This window comes from Methylobacterium bullatum (assembly GCF_014845095.1).
Lineage (GTDB): Bacteria > Pseudomonadota > Alphaproteobacteria > Rhizobiales > Beijerinckiaceae > Methylobacterium > Methylobacterium bullatum.
The window spans coordinates 1-612 of sequence record NZ_NKUG01000281.1 but is presented as its reverse complement, the minus strand read 5'-3'; the positions used below and the strand labels follow the sequence as shown (position 1 = coordinate 612).

Annotated in this window: 1 pseudogene; it reads left to right on the top strand. The window is 73.4% G+C overall.

Annotated features, from left to right (window positions below):
- Nucleotides 1-445, top strand: a pseudogene (locus MBTS_RS23095) (CheR family methyltransferase); the annotation flags it as partial.
- Nucleotides 446-612 lie beyond the last annotated feature (167 nt).

Here is a 612-nt window from a genome sequence, read left to right as displayed (position 1 = left end):
GCCCTCGCCCTCGATCGACGGGGCCGGGCCGGAGGATGTCGAGGCGGTGCTGGACGCGATCCGGGGGCTCGCCGATTCCGGGCAGATCGCGGAAGGGTGGCGCAGGGTTCAGGCGGCCCTCCTGACCACCCCCACCGATGCGCGGCTGCACTATTACGACGGTCTTCTCGCCTACGACCTCGGCCGACAGGCGGAGGCCGAGCGTGCCCTGCGCGGGGCGCTCTATCTCGACCGCACCTTCGTGATGGCGCATTACCAGCTCGGCCTGCTGCTCGGCGCCCAGGGACGCGAGGCCGAGGCCCGCCGGGCCTTCGACAACGCCGTCCGCTTCGGCCGCGACCAGCCGCCCGACACCCTGCTCCGCGAAGGCGACGGGCTGAGCGCCGGACGATTGGTCGAAAGCGTGGAGGACGCCCGCCTGCGCATGAGGACATCCGTATCGTGATCGCACCGGCCGCAGGGGACAGCTCAGACGATCCGCGCATCCGGAGGCTGCTCGACGAGCGCACGGCCGCCCTCGCCCGCCGGGGCGTCGACATCGCCCATCGGGCGGCGACCCGCCCGTTCCTGGTCTGCGCCGCCGGGGACGACCGCTACGGCCTGCCCCTGGAC